General features: G+C 57.4%; 22 protein-coding genes and 1 pseudogene. 11 read left to right on the top strand and 12 right to left on the bottom strand.

What is annotated here, in order from left to right:
- Positions 1–564: 564 nt before the first annotated feature.
- Positions 565–858, bottom strand: coding sequence for an antibiotic biosynthesis monooxygenase family protein (locus ACCO56_RS07680; protein WP_433639247.1), 294 nt, complete (start codon positions 856–858; stop codon positions 565–567).
- Between the two features lie 175 nt (positions 859–1,033).
- Positions 1,034–1,636 (bottom strand): helix-turn-helix domain-containing protein, encoded by a 603-nt coding sequence (locus ACCO56_RS07675; protein ID WP_433639245.1) that lies wholly within the window; start codon positions 1,634–1,636, stop codon positions 1,034–1,036.
- A gap of 532 nt (positions 1,637–2,168) precedes the next feature.
- Here ACCO56_RS07675 and ACCO56_RS07670 point away from each other — a divergent pair.
- The 3 genes from ACCO56_RS07670 to ACCO56_RS07660 are packed head-to-tail and all read left to right on the top strand — an operon-like array spanning position 2,169 to position 5,173.
- Positions 2,169–3,131, top strand: a complete 963-nt coding sequence (locus tag ACCO56_RS07670; protein WP_433639243.1) for a zinc-binding dehydrogenase — start codon at positions 2,169–2,171, stop codon at positions 3,129–3,131.
- 59 nt (positions 3,132–3,190) lie between these two features.
- On the top strand, positions 3,191–4,126 hold the full coding sequence (locus ACCO56_RS07665) for an NAD(P)-dependent oxidoreductase (RefSeq protein ID WP_433639240.1): 936 nt from the start codon (positions 3,191–3,193) through the stop codon (positions 4,124–4,126).
- Between the two features lie 54 nt (positions 4,127–4,180).
- Entirely contained in the window at positions 4,181–5,173 is a 993-nt protein-coding gene (locus ACCO56_RS07660; RefSeq protein WP_433639238.1) for a Gfo/Idh/MocA family protein, read from the top strand.
- Positions 5,174–5,292: 119 nt separating this feature from the next.
- Here ACCO56_RS07660 and ACCO56_RS07655 read toward each other — a convergent pair whose 3' ends face one another.
- Positions 5,293–5,802, bottom strand: coding sequence for an Lrp/AsnC family transcriptional regulator (locus ACCO56_RS07655; RefSeq protein WP_433639236.1), 510 nt, complete (start codon positions 5,800–5,802; stop codon positions 5,293–5,295).
- Between the two features lie 125 nt (positions 5,803–5,927).
- Between ACCO56_RS07655 and ACCO56_RS07650 the strand changes: the two genes are divergently transcribed.
- From ACCO56_RS07650 to ACCO56_RS07635, 4 genes are all read left to right on the top strand, one after another.
- Positions 5,928–9,413 (top strand): indolepyruvate ferredoxin oxidoreductase family protein, encoded by a 3,486-nt coding sequence (locus tag ACCO56_RS07650; RefSeq protein WP_433639233.1) that lies wholly within the window; start codon positions 5,928–5,930, stop codon positions 9,411–9,413.
- 70 nt (positions 9,414–9,483) lie between these two features.
- Positions 9,484–11,277, top strand: coding sequence for an acyl-CoA dehydrogenase (locus tag ACCO56_RS07645; protein ID WP_433639231.1), 1,794 nt, complete (start codon positions 9,484–9,486; stop codon positions 11,275–11,277).
- Between the two features lie 166 nt (positions 11,278–11,443).
- A complete protein-coding gene (locus ACCO56_RS07640; protein WP_433639229.1) occupies positions 11,444–12,391 on the top strand; it encodes a polysaccharide deacetylase family protein in 948 nt (315 codons plus the stop codon).
- Entirely contained in the window at positions 12,391–13,401 is a 1,011-nt protein-coding gene (locus ACCO56_RS07635) for an asparaginase (protein WP_433639226.1), read from the top strand. The genes ACCO56_RS07640 and ACCO56_RS07635 overlap by 1 nt, the downstream gene beginning before the upstream one ends.
- A 1,150-nt stretch (positions 13,402–14,551) precedes the next feature.
- Here ACCO56_RS07635 and ACCO56_RS07630 read toward each other — a convergent pair.
- From ACCO56_RS07630 to ACCO56_RS07590, 9 genes are all read right to left on the bottom strand, one after another.
- A complete protein-coding gene (locus tag ACCO56_RS07630) occupies positions 14,552–15,526 on the bottom strand; it encodes a bile acid:sodium symporter family protein (protein ID WP_433639223.1) in 975 nt (324 codons plus the stop codon).
- 296 nt (positions 15,527–15,822) lie between these two features.
- Positions 15,823–16,557: an isochorismatase family protein gene (locus ACCO56_RS07625; protein ID WP_433639221.1), complete on the bottom strand. Its 735-nt coding sequence runs from the start codon at positions 16,555–16,557 to the stop codon at positions 15,823–15,825.
- A 38-nt stretch (positions 16,558–16,595) separates the two neighbouring features.
- Positions 16,596–18,224, bottom strand: coding sequence for a long-chain-fatty-acid--CoA ligase (locus tag ACCO56_RS07620; protein ID WP_433639219.1), 1,629 nt, complete (start codon positions 18,222–18,224; stop codon positions 16,596–16,598).
- A 35-nt stretch (positions 18,225–18,259) separates the two neighbouring features.
- On the bottom strand, positions 18,260–19,264 hold the full coding sequence (locus ACCO56_RS07615; RefSeq protein WP_433639217.1) for a hypothetical protein: 1,005 nt from the start codon (positions 19,262–19,264) through the stop codon (positions 18,260–18,262).
- Between the two features lie 23 nt (positions 19,265–19,287).
- Positions 19,288–19,728: a GlcG/HbpS family heme-binding protein gene (locus ACCO56_RS07610; RefSeq protein ID WP_433639215.1), complete on the bottom strand. Its 441-nt coding sequence runs from the start codon at positions 19,726–19,728 to the stop codon at positions 19,288–19,290.
- 17 nt (positions 19,729–19,745) lie between these two features.
- Positions 19,746–20,705 (bottom strand): alpha/beta hydrolase, encoded by a 960-nt coding sequence (locus ACCO56_RS07605; protein ID WP_433639213.1) that lies wholly within the window; start codon positions 20,703–20,705, stop codon positions 19,746–19,748.
- Between the two features lie 89 nt (positions 20,706–20,794).
- Positions 20,795–21,661, bottom strand: coding sequence for an ABC transporter permease (locus ACCO56_RS07600; RefSeq protein ID WP_433639210.1), 867 nt, complete (start codon positions 21,659–21,661; stop codon positions 20,795–20,797).
- On the bottom strand, positions 21,658–22,479 hold the full coding sequence (locus ACCO56_RS07595; protein ID WP_433639817.1) for an ABC transporter ATP-binding protein: 822 nt from the start codon (positions 22,477–22,479) through the stop codon (positions 21,658–21,660). Before ACCO56_RS07595 ends, ACCO56_RS07600 begins: the two co-directional genes overlap by 4 nt.
- Positions 22,476–23,504, bottom strand: coding sequence for an ABC transporter substrate-binding protein (locus ACCO56_RS07590; protein ID WP_433639207.1), 1,029 nt, complete (start codon positions 23,502–23,504; stop codon positions 22,476–22,478). The genes ACCO56_RS07595 and ACCO56_RS07590 overlap by 4 nt, the downstream gene beginning before the upstream one ends.
- Positions 23,505–23,661: 157 nt before the next feature.
- Here ACCO56_RS07590 and ACCO56_RS07585 point away from each other — a divergent pair, with 157 nt between their 5' ends.
- From ACCO56_RS07585 to ACCO56_RS07570, 4 genes and pseudogenes are all read left to right on the top strand, one after another.
- Positions 23,662–24,399 (top strand): FadR/GntR family transcriptional regulator, encoded by a 738-nt coding sequence (locus tag ACCO56_RS07585; RefSeq protein WP_433639205.1) that lies wholly within the window; start codon positions 23,662–23,664, stop codon positions 24,397–24,399.
- Positions 24,400–24,498: 99 nt separating this feature from the next.
- Positions 24,499–24,807: pseudogene (locus ACCO56_RS07580) on the top strand (integrase catalytic domain-containing protein); the annotation flags it as partial.
- Positions 24,808–25,468: 661 nt separating this feature from the next.
- Positions 25,469–25,798 (top strand): hypothetical protein, encoded by a 330-nt coding sequence (locus tag ACCO56_RS07575; RefSeq protein ID WP_433639202.1) that lies wholly within the window; start codon positions 25,469–25,471, stop codon positions 25,796–25,798.
- Positions 25,795–25,974 (top strand): hypothetical protein, encoded by a 180-nt coding sequence (locus ACCO56_RS07570; protein WP_433639200.1) that lies wholly within the window; start codon positions 25,795–25,797, stop codon positions 25,972–25,974. Before ACCO56_RS07575 ends, ACCO56_RS07570 begins: the two co-directional genes overlap by 4 nt.
- The last annotated feature ends 114 nt before the right edge of the window (positions 25,975–26,088 follow it).

Raw genomic sequence — 26,088 nt, 5'->3', positions numbered from 1 at the left:
GCAAGTGCCTTTTGCTCGCTAAGTATCGTTCGACAGCAGGCGCCGATAAAGCTCCATTCGAGCGCCCCCTCATGCACCTTGAGGACGAAGGCTATCTTGTGCACCTCGCTTTTTCAATAGGAAAGTCACTTTCCGATTATGAAAAGCTGATGAATATTATTCCGGGTCTCCTTGTCCCAAAGAACGCGCTAGAGAGTGATCAAGGAAGCTTTCTCCTGGATTCCCACGCCCGATCTTGGCGAAGCCGGTAGAGCGGTTCACCAAGCGGTCAAGCGAGCCAAGCGGGTGAGCAGCGCCAGGTTCGTTCGCGGCAAATGCCAGCCACACCAGGCGCACTGATGTCGATCGTGCGAGACTGAAGGCGCTTCCTGCCGAGCGCACCACCCGCTCGAAGAGCTCACGGCGGCTCGCACGAGACGCGATTCGCGCAGCGTTCAAGGCCTTGTCGGCCGCCGCTTGCGCGGCGCCTCTAGAACCATCCTGCGGTCGCTGTTGTCGTGGCACGCACCTCACGACCTGGGCGCGGTCCGGACAATGAGGAGACAGCTTTCCGCCTCCTCGGCTTCAGCTTGCCACGATTTCCGTGTGCACCACCGCTGGCGGCTCGAGGAAAAAGGGCTTAGCAAGCGCGTGCCACTCTTCAAATGCACGAGAATTCCGGAAGAGCATCGTGTGATGCTCGATTGTTTCCCAATCCACGATCAGTCGGTAACTTCCCTCGACTTCGACAACTCGCTCAAGATGCATTCTCAGACATCCTTCTGCGCCCATGATGATCGGGCGAGCGGCTGCGACAGCTTCTTCGAACCTGCCGGTGTTTTCCGGGGCGACCAGAATAGTTGCGACTTCGCGTATCACTGACAGCTCATCTGCTTGAAAACCGTAGCCATTGTTCGATCAGATACGATCTCTCGTACGGCGAGCGGGACCCTTTGCAGAGGCAGCGATCCCTCCGGAGGATCTTGCAGGCACTCGTAGCGTGGTCGGGCAGTTGCAGGAAGCAACGCAGCAACGGGAGCATTCATAACGCTCCTCAGAACGTTGGGGGTGTGTTGATGATGATCAGTTGCGCTACCGACGAGCCGCTGTTCTTGTATCCGTGCGGAACTTCGGAGCGGTAAAAGCAGGAATCGCCCTCGTCGAGCCGGTAGATCTCGTCTCCCAGATAGAGATCTATCGATCCCGATAGCAGGTACATGAACTCCTCACCATCATGCTTCACGGTGCCGTCAGTCTCACCGCCCACATCGATGGTGTGTAGATATCCTTGCAAAAGATTACCTGGCCCGTATGGAACCAACCGTTCCAACGTTATCCCGCGCCCGTTGCGAACGAGAGCAAGCTCCACTTTTGCCCGCTGCCCCTTGCGGGATACGATATCGCTATCAGGTGCGCTGGGAGAGAAGAGCTCGCCCAATGTCAGTCCAAGCGCATTGCAGATGCGGTGAAGAACGATCAAAGATGGCTGAATTTTCCCGTTCTCAAGCTTGGAAAGCAGACTTTCCGAGCAGTCTGCGGCATCCGCAACGTCCTTTATCCTCATTCCGCGCGCCAGCCTGGCGTGTTTTAGACGCACCCCAAAATTGAGGACCGCCTTATCACTATCCTGCACGCCGGCTTCGTCACTCTTTTTCATATGCCACCTCATTGCTGCGCTTGGCTAAAATATCTCTCAACACGTCGCGTCTGCAGCAAATGCTGCAGAACTGCCAGACCCTAAAATTTTGAGCCGTACGCAATGCGGCGGATCGGCCTACAGCATGCGCGAGCGCATGAAGTGGCTCGTTTCCACCGCATCGCTGCACAATGTTGCTCCCTTTTCGGCACCTTCGACGCATGACGTTGCTCACGAGCTAGTCTCGCCCGCCGAGGCCAAGCGGAATTGCGGGAGTTGACGCATATGCATGTCAGTTTCCTATTTATGGCAGCAAAGGCGTAATCGTCATGTTATTTGATGTGCTCTGATCCGTCCAGCCTTAAATACGTTTGGCCGAAACGACATGGCCCAGGCAGAGGCCAACGGCCGGTTTACACACGAGCTGGCTCAAATCATGTCACTTTCGTGTTGATCAATAGACTTTTCATCGATAGCATTGGCAGCCTCACATGAACCACAGCGGAACGCTGCAGTTCGTCGACATGTGTAGAAACGAACGAAGAGAGGCCCAATGTCCATCTACGATGCTAGGCAGGCTATGCTCGCTGTGTTGGCGGACCCGTTGCAACCGGGGGAATTGGCGCTGCGAGAGGTCCCATTGCCCAGCAGGCGGGACGATCAGGCTCTGATTCGCGTCCATGCGATCTCGCTGAATGCCGGCGAAACACGCACCGCCCTCATCGCGGACCGGTCATATATTCCAGGCTGGGACTTCGCCGGAGTTATCGAAGAGCCTGCTGCGGATGGCTCTTCCCAGCCGAGAGGTACAAGAGTGTTTGGTATCGTACCTGCCGGGGCTTGGGCTCAGTATGTGGCGGTTAGCGCCAGTATGATGGCGGCGCTTAGCGACAGCGTCAGCTTCTCGCAAGCGGCGGCACTGCCGATTGCAGCGATTACGCCTCTACGCGCACAGCGACTTGCCGGGGATATAACAAACAAGGACGTGCTCATCACTGGGGCAGCGGGCGGCGTTGGTCGTTACGCATGCCAACTCGCCGCCCATGCAGGCGCGCGCGTCCATGCGATCAGTAGGCGGCCGCGTCTCGAGGAGCTATTGCGCAAGGATCATGTAGACCTGGTGCGACTGTTTCCCACGATGGATGACGCCGTCCAAGCGGGAGACTACGACTATATTCTTGAGTCGGTGGGCGGGCCCAGCCTGGGGCGTGCGCTTGGTTCGCTGAAGCGCGGCGGCGTCTGCGTGTCGTGCGGCAATTCCTCTGATCAGAAGACAACGTTCGAGCCGCGCGATTTTTATCTGAAGGCAGACACCCGCTTGCATGGCCTCTACCTGGGAAGCGTGTTTGTCGACTGCGATGCATCTTCCGACCTGGCCGAGATCCAGAATCTCGTTGCATCAGGAAAGCTCTCTGTGCCGATTGGCGACGAGCGTTCGTGGAATGATATACAACAGGCTGCGCTTGATCTAAAGGGCCAGTCGATTGACGGCAAGATCATCTTGCATGTGCATTAAATTGCCCTGCTGAGCTCGTCATTTTCCGAAGCCTGAACCTTCATAATCCATTCTTCGGCATGTCTGGCGACCTAGCATCCAGCGAAATGTGGAAAGCATCGATCGTGATTAAGCGAACGCAGATCGGACTCCTCGGGCTCGGAATCATGGGGATGGCCTTTGCTAAAAACCTGATACAGAACGGTTTTCAGGTTCATGGTTTCGATCCCCTGGAGAGTGCACGGCAATCGTTGACCACGCTCGGAGGGTTGCCGCATGAAAGTGCACGCTCCGTTTTCGCGGCTGCAGATCTGGTGCTAACGGCGCTACCGAACGTGTCTGCGCTAGAAGCTGCTGTGGCGGATTGTCTGCCTGCGCTGAGCCCCGCCCACGTGGTTGCCGAGATGAGTACTTTGCCGGTCTCTGCAAAGGAGGCTGCAAGGGATCAGCTCGCGACGCGAGATGCAATATTGCTCGATTGTCCAGTCTCTGGAACCGGTTCGCAAGCAGAAAGCGCCGATGTGGTCGTGTATGCGTCTGGCCCTGCTGAAGCAGCAGCCCGGCTTGAGCCTGCCTTCCACGCAATCTCGAAGAAGATCCACCACGTGGGGCAGTTCGGCAATGGGATGAAGTTGAAGCTAATCGCAAATTTGCTTGTCGCAATACACAACCTTGCTACTGCCGAAGCGCTTAACATGGCTGAGCGATCTGGGCTCGATCTCAACATGGTTTACGCTGCAATCGCATCAGGTGGTGCCGCCACTTCGCGCGTATTCGATCTGCGTGCACCGCTAATGATCGCCAATCAGTACGAACCGCCGACCATGAAAATTGAGAATTTCATGAAGGATGTGTCGCTAATAATGGACCACGCCTTAGCACTCCATTGCCCGGTTCCATTGTTGAGCGCCGCATTACCTTATTACACTGCAGCAATTTCTCAAGATAGACATCAGCAGGATACAGCAGCACTATATCCAGTATTGAAAGGCATGTCCGACATACAGACAGTTTGATACAAGCTGCATCAAATCACAAAATATTATCCCGCGACAACGGAGCTACGCGCTATGCTGAATGCAGCTATCATTGGCCTTGGCTGGTGGGGAAAGAACATTGCACTTCGTCTGAAAAACTCGGACAGAATAAAAGTTACCCATGTCGCTGATCTGGCCCCAGACCGCCACATGTCTTTCATAAGGGAGCATGGATTTACTGCCGCGCGGACCTTTGAGGAGGTTCTGAAGGATCCTTCAGTCGACCTTGTGATACTCTGCACTCCAAACTGGGACCATGCCAGCCAGATTGCGGCTGCCGCAAATGCCGGAAAACACGTCTTCTGCGAAAAGCCGCTAGTCCTCAGTCGCAAAGACGCGGAAGCGAGCGTCAGCATCTGCAGGAGAAATGGCGTCATGCTCGGTATTGGACATGAACGACGGTTTGAGGGACCGATGGTCGAAATCGAGCGAATGGTGAAGGAGGGCGCATTTGGCACGGTGATGCATGCGGAGGCGAACTTCAGCCACGATAAGCTTGCGAACGTGCCACCGACGGATTGGCGACGGAGCGCCATGGAAAGCCCGGCGGCGGGCATGACGGCCATGGGCGTTCATTTGACAGACGCCTTCTTGAACTTATTTGGGCCCGTCGAAAAGGTGCTGGCAATGACGGCCTCGCGCGTCCTCCCCGGCGATAACGGGGACGTGGTCTCCGCTATGCTCCGTCATCGCGCAGGCATGACATCTTACATCAATGCTGTACTGGCTACGCCGTTGTATTTGCGGCTTACGGTATTTGGAACCAAAGCGTGGGCGGAATGCCGCAACGAAACCCATCCAGACACTCCCGGACCCTCGACACTCACGGTTGGTTTGGCTGGCGGAGCGATCGAGACCACAACCTTCGAGTGGGTGGACACCGTCAAGTTGAACTTGCATCATTTCGCCGACTACATCGCCGGAACGTCAGCCTATTGCTTTTCGGATGAGCAGATCATCGGCAATATTGCCGTGCTGGAGGCGGTTGTAAAATCGGCCCAGGAGGGGGTGGAAGCATCCATCTAGCCTGCTCCAGCAAGATGTAGCTCCGCGCGATGAAGCGGATGCGGCAGTCCCGAGATCGTTGCTGTGGCTGCGTTGCGCGGCCGCGGCCGCCGGCAGGTATCCTGGCAGACGTCATAACTCTATCGCTGGATGATCGACGAATTGCTCGTGCGTGTGGACCGCGTCCTGAAGGGGATCGATGTCGTCGATTTCAATTGCTCAAGGACGATGCTGGATTGCGTCTCAACCACGCCTTCGATCGCCGTCAATTTATCTCGCATGAAGTCGCGAAATTCTTCGATGTCACCCACGCGCACCTGAACGAGATAATCGAAGGCACCTGTCAGGAGGTGACAGCCAACGATCTCCGGAATGGTTGCCACCTCTGCATCAAATTTGTCGAAGGCTGCCCGAGTTTGGCTGGCCAGTCTGATGTTAATAAAGACCGTAAGTGCAACACCCAGTCTCTTGGCGTTTAGCAGCGCCACGTAACAGTCAATATAGCCCTCCTCCTCAAGTCGCTTCACACGACGTGCGCACGGAGAGGGCGAAAGCCCTACCCGCTCGGCGAGATCGGTCATGCTGATACGCCCATCCTCCTGCAGAAGAGCAAGGATCTTGTAGTCGAACGCGTCGATATCTTCTGCCATAAAATGTCGTTCCGTCGTGCTTTCGCGCTATTATCCACCAAACTGCTCCGCTCTCAAGGCTAAAATCGCCGAGAACCGTCTCAAATTAGATGGTATTGCCGTAGGAATAGCAAGGGAAGGACCACATGGACTACGCTTCCGTAAGCCTCGATGACAAGTATTCCCTCACGGAGGGCCGCGTCTTTGTTACCGGCACGCAGGCTCTCGTTCGTCTGGCGCTAATGCAGCGCTGGCGGGACATGGCTACAGGCATCGACACAGGCTGTTTTGTCACCGGGTACCGCGGCTCACCGTTGGGAAGCGTCGATCAGTGCTTCTGGCAGGCGAGGAAAATCACCGAGGCGGCCGATATCCGCTTTCAGCCCGGCGTGAACGAAGATCTTGCAGCGACCTCCGTGCTCGGAACCCAGCAAATCAACCTCTATGAGCCTGCCAACAAACAGGGGGTCTTTTCCATGTGGTATGGAAAGGGTCCGGGTGTCGATCGATCAGGCGATGCTTTCCGTCACGGCAATCTTGCCGGCTCCGCGCCTCATGGCGGCGTGTTGATCCTGGCAGGTGACGACCACACATGCAAATCCTCGACCACTTCGCATCAAAGCGAATATGCCTTGATGGATGCTATGATTCCGACTCTGAATCCGGCCGGCATTCAAGACATTCTCGATTTTGGACAGTTTGGATGGGCGCTTTCCCGCTATGCCGGCACCTGGTCCGCAATGAAGCTCGTTGCGGACACCATGGACTCGTCAGCATCGGTCGAGGCTTCAGGTGGAAGGATGCAATTCGTTACGCCGTCGGACTTTGACATGCCCCCGGGCGGTCTTAACATTCGTTGGCCCGATACACCCCAGGAGATGGAACGTCGACTGCATAACTTGAAAATCCCGGCAGCACTGGCCTTCGCCAGAGCCAACGGAATTAATCGAACCACCCTTCTCAGCCACTGTCGGCATCTCGGGATTGTCACGACGGGTAAATCCTATCTCGATGTTCTCCAAGCATTGGAACTGCTCGGCATCAGCCAGAAGCGCGCAGCAGAACTTGGCCTTTCGATTTACAAGGTCGGCATGGTGTGGCCTCTCGAACCGGAGGGGATAATCACCTTTGCAACAGGTCTGCCGGAGCTGTTGGTCATCGAGGAGAAACGGCCACTTATCGAGAGTCAGATCAAGGATATCCTTTTCGGACTTCCGGCTGCCAAGCGACCTCGTGTCTTTGGTAAGAAGGACGATCAGGGACGTACTGTGCTACCCGTCCATGACGATCTCACTGCGTTGCAGATCGCCAAGGTCATCGCTCAGCGATTCTTGCCTTGGCTTCATGGAACGGAGCTCCTCGAGCAAGTTCGAGAGATTGCCGCTTTCGAGGCCGCAACTGCTTTGCCGGTTTCACCGGTTCAGCGAACACCATATTTCTGCTCAGGCTGTCCTCACAACTCGTCAACAAAAGTACCAAAGGGCAGCCGTGCTCTTGCCGGGATCGGATGTCACTATCTCGCCCTGAACATGGATCGCGACACCGCAACCTTTACTCACATGGGTGGGGAAGGAGCAAATTGGATCGGTCAAGCGCCATATGTACGGACCAAACACGTCTTCCAGAACCTGGGAGACGGCACCTATTTCCATTCTGGCCTACTCGCCATCCGGGCCGCGGTGGCAGCGAAGGTAAACATTACTTACAAGATTCTTTTCAATGACGCAGTCGCCATGACCGGAGGCCAAGCGCATGACGGTCAACTAACCCCGCAACGCATTAGCCACCAAGTGCGCGCCGAAGGTGTCGAACGAATTGCGATCGTGTCGGACGATATCGAGAAGTACGCTGAACAGCCGGCTTTCGCGTCTCACGTCTCGATTAATCACCGTAGTGACCTTGACGCCGTGCAGCGCGAACTCCGAGAATACCCAGGCGTATCCGTCTTAATTTATGATCAGGTTTGCGCTGCCGAAAAGCGCCGTCGGGGAAGACGAGCCGCCCCAAAGGGGACGAGCGAACGGCGCGTGCTCATCAATGAACTCGTCTGTGAAGGGTGCGGAGACTGTTCAAAGAAGTCGAACTGCCTTTCAGTTGTACCTGTCGAAACGGAATTCGGTCGTAAGCGCCGCGTCGACCAATCGTCATGCAACACCGACTTTTCTTGCGTGAATGGCTTCTGCCCGTCGTTTGTAACGGTCGAAGGCGCGGCACTTCGTAAACCGACAACCACCTATCTCGAAAGCCTTCTCGCCATCGATCTGCCCCAACCAAGCGCACCGAGCTTGGCAGAACCGTGGAACATTCTGATTACCGGTGTCGGTGGCACGGGGATCATCACGATCGGCGCGATCATAGCGATGGCTGCCCATATGGAGGGCAAAGGGTGTTCAACACTCGACATGACGGGCATGGCGCAGAAGGGTGGTCCGGTCACGTCCCATATTCGAGTCGCCTCGTCGCCCGAAGGCATCCATTCGTCACGAATCTCAACTGGCTCAGCCGATCTTCTGATCGGCGGCGATCTCGTTGTCACCACAAGCAAGGAGGCGCTCGGAGTCATCCGGAAGAATAAGACCCGTGTCATTTTGAATGAACAGCAGTCGATCACAGCCGGCTTCATCCGTAATCCAAAATTTTCTGTTCAGACGGACCGGCTCGTCGGCATTGTTCGAGATGACGCCGGAACTGAGAACGTGGAGCTTGTCCAGGCGTCACGGCTCGCGGAAAAGCTGCTGGGTGATGCCATCGGCGCCAATCTCTTTCTTGTCGGATATGCGTACCAGCGCGGGCTCGTTCCTGTCGCCGAAGGATCTATTCTCGCTGCTATCAAGTTGAACCGTGTCGCCATCGACATGAATACGACCGCCTTCCGCCTTGGCCGCTTGGCGGCGCAAAAACCACAAGTCCTTAACGACGTCATCGCTGGTGATATAGAGAGCCCATTGCATGGTTATCGCAAACCTTCAGCCTCACTAGCGGAAGCGATTACCCGGCGCGTGGAATTCCTGGCTGACTATCAGGACCGGCGGTACGCCACCCGCTATGAGAACTTCGTCGGAAAGGTACGGCGGCGCGAAATTGAGGTTACCGGCAGCGAAGGTGCTCTATCAGAAGCTGTAGCCCGGGGTCTCTTCAAGCTGATGGCCTATAAGGATGAGTATGAGGTTGCCCGCCTCTATTCCGGTAAGGCCTTTCGAGAGATGTTGTCCGAGACCTTTAGCGCCGTGGATCGACTTTCGATTCATCTTGCTCCGCCGATGCTTGCAAAGCGAGATCCAGCAACCGGCGAACCACGCAAGGTCGCTTTCGGCCCTTGGGCTTTAAAATTATTCTCGGTGCTGGCGAAGATGCGCCGGTTGCGAGGAACCGCGTTCGATCCGTTCGGCTACACTGAGGAACGTCGCTCCGAAAGGCAATTGATTGTCGATTACATCGAGTCAATTGACCGCCAATTGCGCAACCTCAAACCGGAAAGCATGCATCTCGCTGTGGAAATCGCGAAGATTCCTGAGGAAATCGCCGGCTTCGGGCACGTTAAAGCGGAGAACGTTCGCAAAGCGAAGGAGCTATGGCGACAGTTGGAAAACAAGTCGCAACCGGATTTTTCGCAAAGTGCCTCTGCTGGCTGATCGCATTCTACCCGTTGTTCATCCATTATTTTCGACATTGGGAAGCTGACCTGAGCAGCTATACAGGACCATGTACATCGCACCAGTTGGAGAAATCGCATTTGCAGTGAAGCATGTGGCTGGCTTCAAAGCCAGCATGGACGCTGGGGAGTTCGGCGATCTGACCGAGGATCTGCTGGACGCCATTCTGGCCGAAGCTGGGCGTTTTGCTTCTGAAGAAATCGCTCCCCTGCGTCGTGTTGGCGATCAGATTGGCGCTAAGCTTGTCGATGGCAAAGTCAGCACTCCCCCCGGGTGGCGCGAACTCTATCGCAGGTGGATCGCAGGAGGCTGGAATGGTCTGCAGGCGCCCGAGCAATACGGAGGGCAAGCCTTGCCGACTGTGCTCGGTGTTGCGGCACTCGAAATGTGGAACTCCGGCTCTATGGCTTTCGGTATTGGCCCAACCCTGACAATGGGCGCAATCGAAGCTATCGATGCACATGCTAGCGAAGAGTTGAAACAACTCTACCTGCCGAAGCTGACGGCGGGCGAATGGATGGGAACGATGAATCTGACGGAACCGCACGCTGGGTCAGATCTGGCAGCGGTAAAATGCCGTGCCGAGCCAGCGGGCGATGGAAGCTATCGCTTATTTGGGCAAAAGATTTTCATCACTTATGGCGAACACGATTTTTGCGACAACATTATCCATCTCGTGCTCGCCCGACTTCCCGACGCTCCACCCGGGAGCAGCGGCCTATCGCTCTTCCTTGTGCCGAAATTCACTGTCAATGTCGACGGCACGCTCGGGCCGCGCAATGACGTCTTCTGCTCAGGCCTGGAGCATAAACTGGGCATCCGTGGGTCGCCGACCTGCACGATGGTATTTGGAGACGGTTCATCCAATGGCGTTCCGGCAGGAGCCAGAGGATGGCTCATTGGAGAGCAACACCGAGGTCTCGCTTGCATGTTCACGATGATGAACAATGCTCGCTTGGCAGTGGGCATCCAAGGGGTTGCCGTTGCGGAGGCTGCGTTCCAAATGGCTCGCGCCTACGCCACGGAAAGACAGCAGGGAAAGGTGAGCGGCGGAGACACAGTGGTTGCGATCGTCCATCACCCTGATGTCCAACGCAACCTTCTGACGATCAAGGCGATGACGGCAGCAGCGCGAGCGATATGCTACTCCTGTGCTTTTGCAATAGACAAAGCCAGGATGTCGGACGGCACAGCGCGGCAATTTTGGAAAGATCACGCCGACTTACTGACTCCGATCGCGAAAGCTTTCTCGACAGATGTCGGCGTAGAGGCCACATCAATAGCGGTGCAGGTATTCGGCGGCATGGGATACATTGAGGAGACCGGCGTAGCGGCGCTCTATCGCGACGCACGTATCGCGCCGATCTATGAGGGTACCAACGGCATACAGGCTATAGACCTTGTCACACGGAAGCTATCGTTAGGCAGCGGGAAACACGTTGACCTGCTGCTCGACGATTTAAGCGAAACGGCAAGGCAGCTGAGCAACTCCGGTCGGCCAGCTGCCGAGGAATCGGCTGACGTCCTGAAGGCCGCGATTCGACACTTGCGCGCTGCAACCACTTTTCTCAGAACGGCAGCCCACGAGGGACGTAAGAGCGAGGCGTTGGCCGGAGCAGTGCCCTATCTTCGGCTGTTTGCGCTCACCCTTGGTGGTGTCTATCTCGCAAGGGCAGCGCTTTCAGGAGGATCTGAAGCACGAACTTCACTCTTCCACTTCTACCTTCATAACGTGCTCTCGGAGGCTGATGGCCTGCACCGGCAAATCTTGTTGGGTGGGAAAAGTGTCGGATCCGCGGCTCGCTATCTCGCAGCACCAGATGCCGTGACCGCAGTCAACTGAAAAAGCCGCGTGCAGTAGCGCATCAAGCCTTTGGTTTCTGGAATCAGGCACGGTGCCGGACTTGCTCTCACACGCACAGTCAACGTTCCGCCTATCAGGGTGCACCAACAGCGCGACTCTGCCTTCGATGTCGGGATTTAAAACTTCAATGATGAGGGAACGCAGAATGAACGTAAATTATGACAGTCAGCAACCAACTGGCCATTCCCCCGCTGGCACTTCGGCGCGCGAGCGCGTGGTCTATGAGCCGATCACCCGCCGCCGCCCGTTCACGCTGCCCGGCGGAGCGCGCGTCGCCGTCTGGACCATAGTCAATGTGGAGAACTGGTCACCCGAGATCGCCATGCCGCGCACCGTGTTGCCCCCGCCGATGGGCAAACCATTGCTGCCAGACATTCCAAACTGGTGCTGGCACGAGTACGGCATGCGCGTCGGCTTCTGGCGCTTTCTGGAGGCGCTGCAATCGCGAGGCCTACGCGCGACGCTCGCCCTCAACGGTTCCACCTGCACGCAGTATGCAGAAGCCTGCACCGCTGCCCGCGAAGCGGACTGGGAGTTCATGGGCCACGGCTACGTGCAGAAACCTATGCACCACGTCGACGACCAGGCTCTATCAATCCGTCAGACCATCGACGCAATCCGCGCATTCACCGGCAAGCCCCCGCGAGGCTGGGAAAGCCCCGGCCTTACCGAGACAGCTGAAACCATCGACCTGCTCGCCGAGGCCGGCATCGAATATGTCGCCGACTGGGTGCTCGACGACCAGCCCGTCCCGATTCGCACGCGCAGCAGACACATGGTTTCCGTGCCCTACACAGTGGAAATCAACGATGTTGTAATCTCGGCGATCCAGCAGCAGCCATCCGAGGAGATTCTCCGCCGCGGCCGCGACCAATTCGACCAGCTCTACAAGGAGGGCGAAACCATCCCGCGCGTGATGGCGATCTCCGTACACCCGTATCTCACCGGCGCGCCCCACCGCATCCGCTATCTGGAAGCGCTATACGACTACATCCTCGCCCATGACGGCGTACTAATGTGCACGGGCGAAGAGATACTCGACATCTACAACGCCCAGGCGGAACCCGCCCCGGCAACGGGCGGAGCTCCGTGATGGCTGCGTCGCTGCCGCATGTGCTCTTGGTCTCAACGGGGGGCACCATCACGATGACCGAGGGCGCGGGCGCGGGCATCGTGCCCACGCTTACCGGCGAGGATCTGGTGCGGGCGGTTCCCGACCTCGCCCGCATCGCGGATTTCGACGTTGTCTCCTATAGCACCAAGCCCGGCGCCTCGCTGACCCTGGACGATCTCGTCGCCATCGCCGAGCTGATAGATAGTCGGGTGGGCGAGGGTTTTGCTGGCGCCATTGTGGTGCAGGGAACGGACACGATCGAGGAAACGGCCTTCGTTCTAGATACACTCATTGTCAGCGAACGTCCCGTGGTCGTCACCGGCGCCATGCGTGGCGCCAGAGCGCCGGGGGCAGACGGGCCGGCGAACCTCTTGGCTGCGGGCATTGTTGCAGGCGCGGCGCAGTTCGCGGGGCTTGGAACGCTGGTCGTCCTGAACGACGAAGTCCATGCCGCCCGCTTCGTCCGTAAGGCACACACATCGCTGCCGTCGGCCTTCACCTCCCCCGGTTTCGCGCCGATCGGCCGCGTCATCGAGGGGCAGGCGCAATGCCTTGCAAGGCTTCGGCGCTTGCCTGCGCTTGCCCGTCCCGCATTCACCGCGGACGGCCCGGTCGCGCTCCTCCAGCCGTTCCTCGGCGACGATGGTCGGATACTGGAGGCCTTGCCCGGTCTCGGCTACCGCGGCGCCGTCATCGAGGCGATGGGCGCCGGCCATCTGCCTGAGACCTTCTGCGAAAAGATAAACCGCCTTGCGTCGGTCATGCCGGTCGTGCTCGCCACGCGCGTCGCTGCCGGCCCCACCTTCGAGCGGACTTATGCCTTTGCCGGCTCGGAGACGGACCTCATCGCGCGAGGCGTCATCCCGGCGGGTGATCTCGCGGGCAACAAGGCGGCCCTGCTGCTCAGGCTGCTGATCGCCTGCGGCGCCGAGGGCGAAGACCTCAGAATACGCTTTACGGCCCGAACCAAGATGTTTTCGGCAGCCTGACAATCGCAAAACGAAGAGGGGAAACTGTCACCAGGGCGACGTCCCGGAGATGGTGTAGCTGGGTAGCGCGGTGGTCATCGACGCTTTCCGGTAGGGGCTGGTTGTCGAAGCCAAGTCCTCACTGGAAGGGGCTCTGTTGCAAACGTTTCGTAAGCGCAGTCAGGCATGGAGTGGACCTTAACATTCGAATTTAGCTGCCCATCTTTTCCCATAGTTGCCTAAACGGGCTTCGCGTGCGGGCCAGACGGCCAGACGACTGTTCGGGTCGATGGAACAGCCCACGGCGAAACATGCTGTCCCACCGGCTTCGAGCGCCCAGAGATGCTTCGATCTTCCGTCCGCCACCGCGTCCAACTTAATACCGATTCGGCAATTGATGAATTAAGAGATGTCCGGCAGGGCAGTGAGGGACAGATCGCGACCGTCAGAAATCAACCCCTTACGATTTCGGGTACCTGCTCCAGCGCTTGCCCTCCAGGGGGTCGAGCACAGCGTTGGCCGCTTCGAGGACGTGGTCTGCAATCTTGTCGATCTCTGCGAGCAGCTCGAAGAGTCGCCCATAAGTGTCGTGTCGAGCCGATGGCTCATGGTTGGCGTTCCCTTCAAAAATTGGTGTTATGGCTAAATCGCGCCAAGGGGTCCCAACTACCTCCTGACGTCCCGACCACTAGACTTTGGTTCTCCTTGAAAACGTGTCCTCTAGCGATTGATGATCACCGTCTATCATCGCTCAAGGGCCGTGAAACTGCCGTTTCACAAAGCCTAAGTGCCGATGCTCCGATGCTCCTTTCTCGGCTGTTAACCATCCGCGCGAACCGCACGCACATTGGTCTGTTGTTGCGACGCTTGCCTTCCAGTCTTGTCGCGGCACGACCCCGGCGAGAACAAGAATGATAGTTTTTAGCGCCGCTCGCCTTCACAACCTCAACCATTTGCGCTGCCAGCGTCTTGTGGCGGGCTGCCAGCGAGGACCCGCACATGCACCTTCGACTGGATCGCCGAATGGGCTACTTCGGCGGGCGCCTGGCACGCGGCCACGCCAAGACCTCGAAACCGCTGTCGCCGACAGCCAATGGCCCGGAATGTCGCCCGCCAACAGCTAGTCCTTAGAGAGCAGCCGGCACCCTCGAAAAGCCGGTTTCTACGAGCTCTATTTCAGCACCGGCGTTCTACCGGCTGCTGATTTCCGTTGCGCGATCGCGACCGATAGAAATAGCTGAAACTGGTGATAGATCATCAACGGGAGTATGACCATACTTGTCGAATGTCCCGCGAACAGGATGTTCGCAATGGGCACACCGCTCGCCAAGCTCTTTTGTGCGCCGCAGAATAGGAAAGTCGTCTGATCTGCCGCCTCTAAGCCTGTGAACCGGCCTACTAATATGATTAAGAGCATTGCTGCCATAAGCAACCCAATACCCGTCGCAATCAGCAGCGTCAGCGTAATAGCATCGAGCCGGCCCCATATTCCTGCCACGACGCCTGCGCTGAATGCGGAATAAACGATAAGCAGGATAGAACCTCTGTCGACCACAAGTGTGAGACGTTTGTTCTTTTCGACCCATCGGCCAACTAGAGGCCGCGCCATCTGACCCGCAATGAACGGGAACAAAAGTTGCACGCAGATGGAAATCGCAGCGCTGCTGTCAAGATGAACCGTGCTGCCCGAAAGCAGCAGCGCTGCAAGCAGTGGGGTGATCACAACACCTGCCATGTTAGAAACCGATGCCGCGCAGATCGCCGCAGGCACATTCCCATTTGCCAATCCGGTCAGAGCAATCGACGACTGCACTGTGGATGGCAATATGGTCAGGAAGAGAATTCCCGTCACCAGCTCGCCCTTCAGCAGACCCTCCAGTGCGGTGGTCAAGCCTAATCCAAGTAACGGGAACAGTAAGTAGGTCGTCAGAAAGATGAGCGCTTGAAGCCGCCAATTGGAGATGCTTTCCCACACGGCTTTGGTTTCGAGTTTGGCGCCGTATATAAAGAAGAGTAGCGCCACGGCACCATAGCTTACGTAGGCAACCACTTTTGCAGAAAGCCCTGACACGGGCAGCGCAGTCGCCAGGAAAACCGTGGCAATCAGCAGAACCATGTAGTTATCAATCGGAAACTTCCTAAACATCGAACTGGTCTCGTGAACGCGGCGCCTGTGTCAATGCGGCGTCGTAACCGCATAGTGCGCCAACAGGGATAGAAGATGGTCCGTCATGAAGAGCGATGGGACCCGAAACGTTGCACATGTTCGAAGTCTTTCCTGGGGTGGAGGACAGATCCACGACCGAGCGTTGTGCTGGCGCTTCGTTGAAAATACGGACAACAGGGCGTCACTAGCCCGACCCCAGACTACGACGCTAGAAACTGTCTCGAAGGCGTCGTTCTTGCCGTACCCATCACCTCCTGGCGCAGGGGAGCCGAACCCTAGTCGGATGCGTAAACAGGCTTGTTGTAATGAGGAAAGTCTGATCTTTCAAAAAAGCTGAGAATATCCGAAGTGGGCAGGACATCGGCGTAACGGGACTGCATATCGCAAAGGCCGATCGCATGACTTGCCTGGAAGCGGTCAAAGCAGGCGTCGGAGGCTACGGTGACTCGGTAGTTATAGCTGAAGGCATCGACCACGCTGGCCCTCACGCAGCCCGACGTTGTGCCCCCGCCGACAATAACTGAGTCGCAATCGAGCAGGTTGAGATAGGAAACGAGATCCGTGCCGAAGAAGGCAGAGGGCTTTTGCTTTTGAACGATGATGTCGTTCGGTAGCGGAGCAATGTCAGCAACGATTTCATTGCCCTCTGCGAGGGTGAGAGGGGCAGCATTCCCGGATTGGCTCTTCTTGAACACCCAAGATCCGATATCCCAGCCGTCAGGACGAAAGCGGTTCGTCGTGTAGATCACGGGCACGTCACGTTTGCGGGCTGCATCGACCAGCTGCTTCATCTTGGGAATGGCTTCCCATGCATACTCGCCGCATGCGGTTCGGATTTGAGCTACCATTTCTAATATAGGCAACGGGCCGTCGCCGCAAAATGCGCGGTTGCTGTCGATGATCAACAGCGCCGGACGCTTGCCGAAACCAGCCCGTGCTGTCATGTCGAGGGCATTGAACACCTCGCGGTCTTTTTCGGTGAGAAACTTCCGCCAATCTGCATGGGTCAAAACGTAGGTCTCCTTTTGCAACACCATCCATGACGACGCTATGCGCCTTGGAAGGTGTATTCCTTGAACATGTCCCGTAAGGCAGTCTTCTGTATCTTGCCGGTGGCGGTATGCGGGATCGCCTCGACGAACGCGACATCATCGGGCAGCCACCATTTTGCGACCTTGCCTTCGATGAATGATAGGATTTCGTCGCGGCTCGGCTGCCTGCCTGGCTTGGGTACGATCACGAGCAGTGGACGCTCGACCCATTTGGGATGAGCCACGCCGATAACAGCGGCTTCAGCAACGTCCACATGCCCGACCGCCAAGTTTTCCAATATGATCGTGGAGATCCATTCCCCACCCGACTTGATGACATCCTTTGCGCGATCCACAACCTGCATGAAACCGTCGGGATCGATATGCGCAATATCGCCCGTATCGAACCAGCCGACCGCATCATAATGCTCCGCGCCCGCGCCACGATAATAGCCGGCAGCGACGGCGGGGCCCCGTACCTTGAGGCGGCCGAACGACTTGCCGTTCCAAGGCAGGGCCGCGCCCTCGTTGTCCGTGATCTTCATTTCCACCCCGAAAGGGGCGGCCCCCTGTTTCTCTTGGACGTCGAGACGTGCGTCTTCGCTCATCCCCTCGTGTTGCGGCTTTAGTGTACAGAGGGAACCTATGGGAGACAGTTCAGTCATCCCCCAGATTTGTATCACCTCGACGCCGTACTTGTTCTGGAATTTCTCGATGACAGTGCGCGGGCAGGCCGATCCGCCGACCATAATCCTCTGCAGGTGCGGCAGCTCGTGTTCCGTCGACTCAAGATACTGAAGAAGATTCAGCCACACTGTGGGTACTGCAGCCGAGAATGTCACTTTCTCGGTGTCAAGCAGTTCGAAAACGGAGGCACCGTCCAGCTTTGCCCCTGGCATGACGAGTTTAGCGCCCGCCATCGGCGCGGCCTGGCCTAAGCCCCAGGCATTCGCATGAAACAGTGGGACGAGCGGCATGACTACGTCACGCGCCGAGAGGCCCATCGCATCGGGCATGCACGCAATCCAAGCGTGCAAGACGTTAGAGCGGTGGGAATACAGCACACCCTTCGGGTCGCCGGTCGTGCCGGAAGTGTAGCACATCCCGCAAGCAGCATGCTCGTCCATGTCGCGCCAGGTATAGTCGCCGTCGCAATCCTCCAACCAGTCCTCATAGGCGACGACGTTCGGCAGATCGGTCCGAGGCAGGTTAGCCCCATCCGTTAGAACCACGATATCGCGCAGGCTTGAAACCTTTCCTGCAATCTGCTCGACGATCGGCATTAATAGGACGTCGACGAAAATCGCGCGGTCCTCGGCTTGGTTCATTATCCAGGCAAGCTGGTCCGGATGCAGTCGGGGATTGAGCGTGTGATAGATGCCCCCCATGCCCATTGCCCCGTACCAGACTTCGAGATGTCGGCTCGTATTCCAAGCCAGCGTCGCCAAGCGGTCGGCCGGCCTGTAACCGTGCCGCTCCAACTTTTGCGCTAGGCGCAGGGCCTTGCCGCGAATGTCCTTATAAGTGCTTCGCACGATCGGCCCCTCGACCGAGCGGCTGACAACTTCCCTGCCGCCGTGCTGCACTGCGGCATGGTCGAGTATCTTGTTACACAGCAACGGCCATTCTTGCATGAGACCGAGCATCAGTTTTCCTCCCTGAGTTTGTTTTCGTGCCAGGGTCAAACGCTCATGAGCGCCCGAATCTCGCCGAGCCTGCGGCCGACCGCCCGCCAGTTCCGGCCACCATCCTCGCTTCGATAGACTTGGCCGAGCGTGGCGGCCGCGTAGACGAGATTACGGTCGGTACGGTCCTGTGCGATGAAATAAAGCGAGCTTTCGACTGGCCCCGGAAGCGCCACCTCGATCCAACTGCGCCCCTCGTTGTCACTGCGGAACAGCCGCCCCCAGCTTCCGGGAGGGCCGTCACCATTGGTGACGAGCAAGGTACCGGGCTGGCCTTCGAGGGCCAGCACGGTTCGTACGTATTGACTGGGGGAGTCGAGCGACACTTGGGTGAAGGCGTCGCCGTCGTCGGTGCTGTAGTAGACGCCGTCTCCGGTCGCGGCATGCAGCGTTCTCATACCGTCGCGATAGGACAGCTCAAGCCCGTGCAGGTCCGAATTGGTCAATCCCCTTTCGAGCTTGTCCCAAGTCTTACCGCCGTCACGCGTGCGCCAGGCGCCGTCGATCTCGACACCCGCGAAGAAGATATTCGGATCGTCGCAGTCCATGACGATGGCGGTCACTCGGGTCCAGTGCCGGATAGGACTATCGTCGCCGTCGTTGCCGCTGTCCTGAAAACCACGGGTGACATACGGCTTCATCGGTACCGGCAGCTGCTGCCAGGACTTTCCGCCGTCTTCGGACTTGATCAAGCCCGCCGGCTGGGTACCGGCAATGATCAGATCTGCGTTCTTCCTGCAAAAGCACAGAGACGTGATCAGCCGAACGTTCTCGACGGGAAAGGGAATTCGCCGCCAAATGCGCTCTTGCTGGTCCATTTCGTAGAGCCCGGAATCGGTACCTGCGTAAATCCTGCCTGGCCGATCCTTATGGGCCGCCAGCGACCAGACCTGACTTCCGCTATACATACGAGACGTGGTCGGAAGGCGGCTGATTGTCTCACCACGGTCACTGCTCGCCCAGACCGACAATCCGTTTGTACCGATGAAAAATTCTGACATGTTTCGTTCTCCAAAATCTTGCGCTAGCTTTTCACTTGATCGCCGGTATCCGCGACAAGCCCGGCAGCCTCGATCGCCGCCACAGCACACCACTCATCGTTGTCCGCCACATCGCCACTTACGCCAACGGCGCCAAGCACCATTCCATCCGGGGCACGTATGACCACGCCGCCGGCGACCGGGATCATTCGTCCCTCCGACAGTTGGCATACGGACGAGAAGAAGGCGGGATTCTTTTCCGCTCGGCGGCCAAGCTCGCGGCTGCCGCAGCCCATGCCAAGCGCGCCCCAAGCCTTGGCCTCAGCTATCTTTGGTCGCAGAAACGTGGCGCCATCATCTCGTTTCAGCACGATGCAGTGACCTTCCGCGTTCAGCACTACCACGGCAAGTGGCTTGAACTGCTTCTTGTGGCCGATGTCGATGATCTTGCTGGCGATCGCTTCCGCCTGATAAAATTTGATCATGTGTCTGTCGTCCTGATTTATCCGAGAAACTGCGCGCGGGGCACGCGCAAGAATGCCTCGAGCAGATGATAGGTGATGCTGCGGTTCTTCTGCTGGAACGAGGCATGTGAAATGCCCGGCATTACGCTGAACTGTTTGTCCGGGTTCGGCAGCTTGATGAAGAACTCGACCAAGTCGCCCATTGTAGCGATGCCGTCAAACTCGCCGCGCAGAATTGCGGTGGGTACAGCGATCTGTTCCGGATCGACGACCGGCAGTTTGGTGCACATGTCGACATAGGTGCCGGTGGGCATGGAGTCATCATAGTGGAGGATCGCGTCGGCGAACGCATCGATCGCTGCTTGCTCGGCGCAGCCCGGATGGTCGCGATCGAAAACAGACTGTACGAACGCCCGGTCGATTGGACGGCGGTTCTGCTTTACGAACCGATCGATATTCTTCCTACGCTCGTTTAGGGTCGGGCTACCATGCCCGGTCCAGACCATCGCGTCGAGCACAAGCCGGGCGACTCTATCGGGATGTTGTTGAGCGAATAGAGCTCCGCGCAATGCTCCGGAGGATATGCCATATATTAGTAGCGGGCCAGTGTCGCGTTCCGCCATGATGTAATCGGTCGCGGCGACCAGGTCTTCCACGCCGTTGGCGATATCGAAGTTGATGTCGCGTGCTTTGCCCGACCGGCCGTAGCCTTCGAGATCGACGCACCACGTGTCGAAACCTCTCCCGGCGAACCAGTCCATGGCGGAATAGGTTGGCTCGGCGCCGAACACCTGCAGATCGAATGTAGGCAGCGCCGACATAGAGGAGCCGTGAACGAACAGGATAGTCCCATGGCTTGGTGGTTCGGTTTGCGCCCTCTTTTCCCACAGGAAAAGAGGCACGTCGCCTTTGCGGGTCCAGTGCGCGATTCCGGAGATCTCATTTAGCGTGGTTTGGTCTTCAGTTCTTTCGACAAGCGACATTGCAACAACTTTCATTTGCGGGCGCAGTCTCGCAGAGCCCGATGAGGAGGAAGACGGGGTTCAATTAGGTAGACGACCAGTAGGCAGACGGCCGAGGTCTACGATCAATTCTGATCGCGGCCGGCCAAGGACTCGCGCTGCCAGAAGACAACACGCCGCTGCACCCAATCTACCGAAGCGAACAGGGCCAGGCCAAGGAGACTCAGATAGATGATCAGCGAGAACACCCGCGGCATTGCCAATTGCGTGCTCGCTGTATGAATCAAATTGCCGAATCCCTTGCCACCGCCAAGGAACTCGCCGGCGATCGCTCCGGCCATTACGCCCACAGAGGCGATTTTCAATCCTGTGAAGAAATGCGGAAGGCCGGCTGGCAGCTTCATCTTGACCAGCGTCTGCCAACGACTTGCACCGATTGATTTGAGGAGCATGCGCTCGTTTTCGCCGGCCGCATGGAGGCCCGCTGCAGTTGCCACCACGATCGGGAACACTGCAATGAACGTAGCCAGAGCGACCTTCGAGGCGATGCCGAAGCCAAGCCAAGCGATGAAGAGGGGTGCCAGCGCGATTTTAGGCATGTTATCCAGGGCAACCAGGTGCGGCATAACTACCCGCTCGCCAAAATGCGTCTCGCCGACTACCAGGCCCAGAACGGAACCGATTAGGATTGCCAGGAAAAAGGAGACCAGCAATTCTTGCAACGTCGTCAGAAGCGCAAGCAGCATGTATTGTCCTGAAACCAGGTTGAGTCCAACGAAGAGCATGTCGGCGAACGTCTCGCGAGGTGTTGGGAGAAGGATCGGCGAAATAAGGCCTGTCCACGTGATTGCCTGCCAGATCAGCACCAAGATCAAGCTGAAACACAGCAGAGACACGGGTTGCGGAATCCGGTCGATGAACGGAACCGCTTCCTTCCATTCAGTGTCTAGAAAGGCGTTCGCGACCTGGGAGGAATTGTAACGCGCACTCATTGGGAAGCACCCGCATCGAGAAGGGAACGGACGCGCGTAACATACTCCCCAAACTTGGCCGTCGTGGTTAGGGCAAGTGTGCGCGGGCGCGGCAAGGCAATGGGAACTGCCTCAATCAGTCGGCCGGGCCGTGCTCCCATTACATAGACGGTGTCGGACAACAGCACGGCCTCCACGATCGAATGCGTTACCAGAAGCGCTGTCGCGCCGGTTTCGGTACAAATGCGCTGCAACTCCATGTTCATGGTGTCGCGCGCAAGCTCGTCCAAGGCGCTGAACGGCTCGTCGAGCAGCAGCATCGATGGCTTTGTTATGAGCATCCGGCAAATCGCGGCGCGCTGGGCCATGCCGCCGGAGAGCTGATTTGGATAGGCGTTGTCGAAGCCGGCCAAGCCGACTAGGCGGATCAATCTTTCGGCGGTATCGCGCATCGTGTGCGCTGCCGCCCGACCCTGCTTGATTTCGATAGGTAAAAGTACATTCTGGATCAGCGTCCGCCACGGGAACAGGGCGGGCTGTTGAAACATCATGCCGATCTGATTGCGCGGACCGCAGACCGGCGAGCCGTCGAGCATCATCGTTCCGGATGAAGGCGGCAGAAGACCAGCCATCATCTTGAGGAGAGTCGTCTTACCGCATCCAGAGGGGCCGATCAGGGACGAGAACGATCCTGCCGGAAGGACCAAGTCGAGCGGTTGGAGCGCAACCAAATTGGAACGCCGGTAAGTCTTGCCGACACCATGCAGCGAATAAATGATGCGGCGTGTCTCCGTTGTGGATATGTGGTCTATATTCAAAGCCGTGACGCTAGCTGTCATTTGTTCCACTCCGCGACGAAGGCGTTAGTGTAGGCCTTGTCGAGGTGGGGCAACGGACCGGTAAGAGCGCCGGACTCAATCTGAACATTCTGCCACGCTTCCCAACCGGCATGATCATAGTGGCCCCAACCCCTTTCGGGAGGGGACAGGCGGTCGGCCATGATTTCCAGGAGGGCGGCCGCTACCTGCATATCCTCGACTTCGAGCGGGTTCACCTCGCCAATGACATCAAGCACCCGTTGCCTGTTTTCCTTTTTCAGCCCGAACTCTGTACCCCGGATCAAAGCTCGCCCAAATGCAGCGATAACCTTGGGGTTGGCTTCGATGTATTTGGCGGTCGCCGCCCAGCCATTCACGAAGTAGGCCTGAAATTTCGGCGGAGTGATCTCAGAAATCTTCAAGCCTCGTGTCGTCAGCACGGCAAAATCGGCGATTGCGCCGCCATAAGCATCGATGTCCCCTCGCGTGAATCCCGCCACCGCGTTACCGGGATTGCCTACATCTACAAACTCGAAGTCGACCCCTTCCCTTAAGCCAGAATCGGCCGCGATCGATCGGATGAAGCCGATGACCGCACCCTCCGTCCCGTTCACGCCAATTTTTTTGTTGCGCAGGCTCGAGATATCGGTGATGCCCGAACCTGCCAAAACCGAAAGACCGAAGATGTTCTTGGGGATGTAGTTGTAAAAGGCGACGATATCAGCACCACGCTCGCGCGCTGCCAATTGCGGACCTGGCCCTGGCGAGCCGATCTCTGCCTTACCTGCGGCTAGCACTTGCAGCACTTCTGCGGACGACGACAGTGGCTCAACCCTGACTTCCAACTCCTCGTCGGCAAAGTAGCCTTCGGCAATGGCGATGTAGACCGGGAAATAGTTCATGGCCGAGCGTGTCGAGACGGCGAGCACTAGCTTCGTCCGCTCCTGAGCGTCAGCGCCGCTAGAAGAAAGTCCGAGGAACGCCGACGAGCAAACAATCGCCACGCCCAAGGCCCAGCTAAGCCGTCGCTTCATCGATTTTAGCATCTTAACCTCCCTGAAAATGCACGCTAACTGCCACCAACTGGATATACCAATACTACTTGGTTTACTTTTGGCCATCCATTAGCTACAGATGACATGGCAAGCCAAAGCGGGCCATGTCAATGCCTTGCATGGCGTTTATTTAGGAATCTGGCCGCCCATGTCACATAAAATCGATACATATAAACCAATGCATACCAATGTTGGAAAAAAAACGCGGAGGACAGGCTGGATTTTCGCACTCGATGAGTTACGCCGGCGGATAAAGTTCGGAGTGTACAGAGATCAGCAAAAACTTCCCCCCGAGCGCGATCTTTGCTTGGAGTTCCAGATAAGCAGGCTAACCCTGCGCAAGGCACTCAACGTATTAGACGGGGAGGGCTACATTTGGCGCAGGGTCGGCCAGGGAACGTTTGTGGGCTCCAAGCCACAGGAGCAAACAGCTCGGGCGGATATGCCGGTGAACTCCTCGCCGCAGGACATACTGCATGCGCGGCTGGTGATTGAGCCTGCTATCGCCGCCCACGCCGCAACGACTTCATCCCCCGCGCAGATCGAGGCCATGGAGCAATGTCTAGTCGAGCGTGAGAGTGCGTCGAGCCCTGAGCTGTACGAATATTGGGACCATCGCCTGCATAAGCTCATCGCGGAAGCGACGAACAATTTGGTTCTAATCGGGATCATGGATACGCTGGCCGAGCTGCGGCGATCTTCAATATGGAAGAAGTATCGAGCCTCAACCTACACGCATGAGCGCCGACACATATCTGCCCAGCAGCACCGCGAAATCGTCAACGCGATTTCCGCGCGCAGCCCCGCAGCCGCTTACCAAGCAATGCACAGCCACATTTCTACGATCCAGCCTAACGTTATGTCGATCTTGGATGCTTTGCCTTAAGTCTCGAGTGTTGCGACAGAGATTACAATGAAGCTCAGCCGATTAAGTTGGTGTTGTATCGATGTGATCTGATCCGGGCGAATGACTCGACTGCTGTGGCGAGTGAAGGCGAAGCTGCGCGAGGACCGTGCTGAGGCTGTCGGTCCGAGCGAAGCCTGAGCCATGGACTTCGTGCACGACCAACTCGCAACCGGCCGCAAGACACGGGTGCTGACGGTAGTCGAAACCTTCACGTGCTACGCGCCGGCACTGGCTGTCAGGTTCCGCTACCGCGGGGAGGACGTCGTCGCCACGCTGGAACGGGTCTGTGCGCGAACCGGCTGTCCGAAGATGATACGCGTCGATCAGGGCTCCGAGTTCATCTCGCGCGACCTTGACCTTTGTGGATTAGCGTCCCACGCGGCTCTCTCAAACGTAATCGCCACGTTCTTCGAGAAAGGACAGGGGTTCTTTTGAGTAGTCGCCCTTGGGCAGTCGATAGACGGTAAACAGCCTCGATCCTTTGGGAAACCGGTCGAGATGTCGCTGCACGAATGGAGCAAAGTAAGCGGCTGCTATCTCATTCGAAGTATCAGGCCCGCATTCCATTGTGGCCACGTATTCTCCGGCTGTGTCGTCAACCATGACCGAGATGCCGAAGCCCGAGCACTACGGGGCGGAAACAAGCGGATGGAAAGGGACAGTCATATACTGTCTCCAAGGCCTCTTCCAGGATCTCGCCCGCGAGTTGGACAAGCGCGGCCTTCTCCTTCATGCAGTCACCGAAGGACTCAACTTCAGGAACTCGGAAGCCTGATAGCCACGGCCTCAGGTTTGGGGAGATTAGCGCAGTAGGCCTTCGGTTGGTCTGAAGTCCCGCCCAGCCATCAGTTGCCGCTTTGACGGCGGCCTCGAACGGTTTTTGCCGATGCCTTTGCCGCTTTTAACGGCGCGCTAAAATTGTCGGGAGGATTGCCGCTATCCGCCTGTGAAACCGTCGGGCAGTCGCTGGGGCTTAGTCCCCTTCACTAAAATTGAACTCAATGCGCAGTATCCGATGTTGGTTATCTAAGGAGGCAACGGGGGCATCATGATATTCAAGCTGGTCTCTTTTTTTTCCGCCGTTCTGCTTTCCAGTGTTTCTGCGAAGGCTGACAGCATCCCTCGGTACGATCCACCTGCTTATTGCAAGAAGGTGTCGGATGTCAGCGGAGGGGCAGCCGTTATTTACAACGGGTGCCTTGAGATGGAGCAGGAAGCATACGATCATCTCAAGGTGGTCTGGTCGGGCATTTCCTCGAATACGCAGAATTACTGCGACGAGGTCGCCCGCGTCAGCGATGGATCCTACACCATCCTGAAGGGCTGTATCGAGATGGAAGCTGATGCGGCCGCATCGACACCGGAGTTCAAATTTTGAAGAAGCTGATCGCGATCATCATGATCGGCACGCCGATCATGATTACCATGCCGAACATGACCACCGCCGATGAGCCGACAATCGTCACCTGCAATTTTGAGAAGATGCCGCCGATGATCCTAACCTTCCGAGGCGGCATGGGTGCCGACGATAACACGCTGCAGGTTGGTCGTTGAGCGTGGGCTCCAGCCTGATGACTGCCGAGTATGGAGCCCAGGAGTTTGTCTTCTCCCTGCGGTTGCCAGCCAATGTGTCCGTGAGCGCTCCTGGCCAGGATACCCAGACGTTCT

The organism is Mesorhizobium sp. 1B3 (assembly GCF_050958605.1).
GTDB lineage: Bacteria > Pseudomonadota > Alphaproteobacteria > Rhizobiales > Rhizobiaceae.
The sequence above is the reverse complement of the archived record's forward strand: the minus strand, read 5'-3'. Positions and strand labels throughout refer to the sequence as shown.

Coding starts and splice junctions, on each gene's coding strand:
- ACCO56_RS07665 (WP_433639240.1), top strand. CDS start 3,191: ATGTCTGGCGACCTAGCATCCAGCGAAATGTGGAAAGCATCGATCGTG.
- ACCO56_RS07605 (WP_433639213.1), bottom strand. CDS start 20,705: ATGAAAGTTGTTGCAATGTCGCTTGTCGAAAGAACTGAAGACCAAACC.
- ACCO56_RS07575 (WP_433639202.1), top strand. CDS start 25,469: ATGATATTCAAGCTGGTCTCTTTTTTTTCCGCCGTTCTGCTTTCCAGT.
- ACCO56_RS07590 (WP_433639207.1), bottom strand. CDS start 23,504: ATGCTAAAATCGATGAAGCGACGGCTTAGCTGGGCCTTGGGCGTGGCG.
- ACCO56_RS07650 (WP_433639233.1), top strand. CDS start 5,928: ATGGACTACGCTTCCGTAAGCCTCGATGACAAGTATTCCCTCACGGAG.
- ACCO56_RS07670 (WP_433639243.1), top strand. CDS start 2,169: ATGTCCATCTACGATGCTAGGCAGGCTATGCTCGCTGTGTTGGCGGAC.
- ACCO56_RS07585 (WP_433639205.1), top strand. CDS start 23,662: ATGTCACATAAAATCGATACATATAAACCAATGCATACCAATGTTGGA.
- ACCO56_RS07595 (WP_433639817.1), bottom strand. CDS start 22,479: ATGACAGCTAGCGTCACGGCTTTGAATATAGACCACATATCCACAACG.
- ACCO56_RS07655 (WP_433639236.1), bottom strand. CDS start 5,802: ATGGCAGAAGATATCGACGCGTTCGACTACAAGATCCTTGCTCTTCTG.
- ACCO56_RS07640 (WP_433639229.1), top strand. CDS start 11,444: ATGAACGTAAATTATGACAGTCAGCAACCAACTGGCCATTCCCCCGCT.
- ACCO56_RS07630 (WP_433639223.1), bottom strand. CDS start 15,526: ATGTTTAGGAAGTTTCCGATTGATAACTACATGGTTCTGCTGATTGCC.
- ACCO56_RS07620 (WP_433639219.1), bottom strand. CDS start 18,224: ATGCTCGGTCTCATGCAAGAATGGCCGTTGCTGTGTAACAAGATACTC.
- ACCO56_RS07610 (WP_433639215.1), bottom strand. CDS start 19,728: ATGATCAAATTTTATCAGGCGGAAGCGATCGCCAGCAAGATCATCGAC.
- ACCO56_RS07615 (WP_433639217.1), bottom strand. CDS start 19,264: ATGTCAGAATTTTTCATCGGTACAAACGGATTGTCGGTCTGGGCGAGC.
- ACCO56_RS07675 (WP_433639245.1), bottom strand. CDS start 1,636: ATGAAAAAGAGTGACGAAGCCGGCGTGCAGGATAGTGATAAGGCGGTC.
- ACCO56_RS07600 (WP_433639210.1), bottom strand. CDS start 21,661: ATGAGTGCGCGTTACAATTCCTCCCAGGTCGCGAACGCCTTTCTAGAC.
- ACCO56_RS07660 (WP_433639238.1), top strand. CDS start 4,181: ATGCTGAATGCAGCTATCATTGGCCTTGGCTGGTGGGGAAAGAACATT.
- ACCO56_RS07645 (WP_433639231.1), top strand. CDS start 9,484: ATGTACATCGCACCAGTTGGAGAAATCGCATTTGCAGTGAAGCATGTG.
- ACCO56_RS07635 (WP_433639226.1), top strand. CDS start 12,391: ATGGCTGCGTCGCTGCCGCATGTGCTCTTGGTCTCAACGGGGGGCACC.